The sequence below is a fragment of the Intrasporangium sp. genome, from assembly GCF_030452765.1.
Taxonomy (GTDB): domain Bacteria; phylum Actinomycetota; class Actinomycetes; order Actinomycetales; family Dermatophilaceae; genus Intrasporangium_A.
In genome coordinates, this window is record NZ_JAKDLO010000312.1 from 1 (window position 1) to 2,465 (window position 2,465).

Annotated in this window: 4 protein-coding genes; 2 read left to right on the forward strand and 2 right to left on the reverse strand. The window is 70.5% G+C overall.

Going from position 1 to position 2,465, the window contains the following annotated elements; all coding sequences use genetic code 11:
- Both L0H79_RS21900 and L0H79_RS21905 read left to right on the forward strand, forming a co-directional pair.
- Window positions 1-472, forward strand: a 472-nt coding sequence (locus L0H79_RS21900; RefSeq protein WP_367652516.1) for a DUF488 domain-containing protein, incomplete at its 5' end; no start/stop codon positions are given.
- A 161-nt stretch (window positions 473-633) separates the two neighbouring features.
- Window positions 634-780 (forward strand): hypothetical protein, encoded by a 147-nt coding sequence (locus tag L0H79_RS21905; RefSeq protein WP_301486879.1) that lies wholly within the window; start codon window positions 634-636, stop codon window positions 778-780.
- Between the two features lie 65 nt (window positions 781-845).
- Here the strand turns inward: L0H79_RS21905 and L0H79_RS21910 are convergent, their stop codons facing one another.
- On the reverse strand, window positions 846-1,685 hold the full coding sequence (locus L0H79_RS21910) for a hypothetical protein (protein ID WP_301486880.1): 840 nt from the start codon (window positions 1,683-1,685) through the stop codon (window positions 846-848).
- A 174-nt stretch (window positions 1,686-1,859) separates the two neighbouring features.
- A partial coding sequence (locus L0H79_RS21915) for a hypothetical protein (protein WP_301486881.1) occupies window positions 1,860-2,465 on the reverse strand: 606 nt, incomplete at its 5' end.

The window sequence follows — 2,465 nt, forward strand, 5'->3', positions numbered from 1 at the left end:
GCTCCTTGCTCATCGCGATCACCATCGAGACGGTGACCGGCCGGGTCTTCGGCTCGTGAGTCGCCGACCCGCCGCGTCGTCGCCCCAGCCGCAGGTGAAGCGCATCTATGACGAGCCCAGCCCCGACGACGGCACCCGGGTGCTCGTCGACCGGGTCTGGCCGCGGGGGCTGCGCAAGGACGAGGCACACCTCGACGAGTGGCTCAAGGCCGTCGCCCCGACCACCGAGCTGCGCAAGTGGTTCGCTCACATGCCCGAGCGCTACGACGAGTTCGCCACCCGCTACGCCCGGGAGTTGGCCGACGGCGAGCCCGCGGACGCGTTGGAGCACCTGCGGGAGCTGGCCGCCGCCGGACCGCTCACCCTGCTCACGGCGACGAAGCAGTGGCAGATCAGCCAGGCGGCCGTGCTCGCCGGGCTACTCACCGGGCCGGCCCCGAGCGCAAAGAACGACGAGGGCGAGCCGTCCTGAGGCGGCGTCGAACGGCAGGGGTCCGCCGTTAGGGTGGCTGCGTGACTCCGACGCCTCTGCCGCCGACGCGGGCCCAACGTTGGATGGTTCGTCATCAACGGGGCGTCCGTGGCTTCTTGTCCGTGTACGCGGTGGGGCTCGTCCTGAACCAGGTTCTGAACGTGTCGCACGGTGACGCTGGGTGGATCACGTGGACCGCGACCCTTCTCGTCCTGATCACCGTGGTCGCATTCGCCGCGGTGCTGCTGCCCCACCTGCAGCAGCAGGTGAACCGTTGGGATTCCGCCCACGAGAACGATGGCGGCTGAACCAGGTGGAGCCCCTATGCGGCCAGTGCAGAGGCGGTGACGCGTCGGTGAGATCGCCGAGGTCCTCAGGTGCCTGGTAGCAGCTTGTAGTGGAGGCGGACCACGGTGGCCGACCGCAGGCAGAGGCGGTGGTCGGTGCGCAGCACGCCCTCGGCGTCGACGTAGACCCGGAAGGTCTCGTGAATCGGTGCCCGGGCGGCGTGGGTCCGGCCCCGAGTCTCCACGACGACGTACGCGCCATCGTGGCCGAAGGGCCCGGCGGGCGAGCTCAGTTCGAGTGAGCCGTCCGGTAGGGCGCGGGGCCGCAGCAGTACCTGCACGTTGCCTGACTCGAGCGGGAATGCGACGTGCACGCTGGGCTGCTCGGAGCCTGGGAGGGTGCGAGTGGAGTAGCAGCCGCTGTAGACGTGGTCGCCCGTTGAGCGCAGGGTGCGGATCCATCCTGCTGCGTGCTGTCGCCCGGCGGCATCCATGATGGTCACGACCCGGCTGTCGATGCCGAGGGCGACCTCGAGCGGCTTGGTGGGAAGCGCCAGCTGCTGGACGCGACGCCCGAAGTATCGCGAGATGAGCTCGCCGCCGGGCTGGAAGATCGGATTCCACTCGGTCCAGATCTCCATCCGCCACTGGGAGGTGTGCTCGTAGAAGTGGCGCACCTCGGGCCGGATGTGGTCTGCGTTGAAGAGCGGACCGTTGAGGCGGTCCATGTCGGGCAGCAGGCCGGCGTCCTTGGCGTCGTGGCACAGTGACCCCCCGATCTCGCGTGCGGCCGCGGTCAGCCACCCGTCCTCGATCGTCGGGCCGTGATGCATCGGGGCGGCCAGCCACTTCTCAGCTCCCAGCACGTCGACCGGTCGGCCCGTGAGGCGCCAGAAGTTGCGAGTACCGCGGTCCAGCCAGCTCATCCGCGACGTCATACGCACAGCGTGCCCCGGATGCCGGCCCGAGCGCCTCAGCCTGGCCGTTCGAGCCGGCCGGTGTTGCCCGGGATCCAGGCGCCATTCGTGCGCTCGACTTCTCCGTCGTGTCAGTCAGCGAGGTCGACGAAATCGTTGACGGCGAACAGGTGCGTTACTGCCTCAACGTGCGCGAACGTAGGCCAGCCACAACCCGACCGGGATGCTGATGAGCAGCAGGGCCACGAGCGCCCGCACGGCCAGCAGCGCCACCTGCCGCCCGCGCGCCACCTCGGTTCGACCGGGGCCGCCGCGGGTCGCGACGAGCAGAGCACCGAGCGCCACTACGAGCATCGCTCCGCCGAGGTTGACGAGCCACGTCGCGCTCCAGAGGGTTCCGGCGATGACGGCGGCGTTGCCGAGGTTCCAGCCGGCGAACTCCACGAGCAACAGACGACGCCCGGCCCGGGCCTGCCCTGCCAGCATCCCCTGACCAGCGGCCAGGGCGATCTGGGCCACGCCGGCCACGAGCACCAGGTAGGCGGCCGCCCACGAGCCGTGGGAGAGCGACATCGGGCTCGTGACGGCTGCCACGAGCCCCCCGGCGATGATGCAGAGCGCGCCGACGAATAAGGCTGGGAGGTAAGGCGCCCACCACTCTCGGGTAGCGGGTGCCGCCCCGGTTGGCGGGGTCGGCGAGATGGCCTTGGCGGACCGACTGGCTGGGCCCGACGGTAGGTCCCCGACCGCCCGGCCGGGCTCGGTCTCGCTGCCCGAGCGAGGCACGTC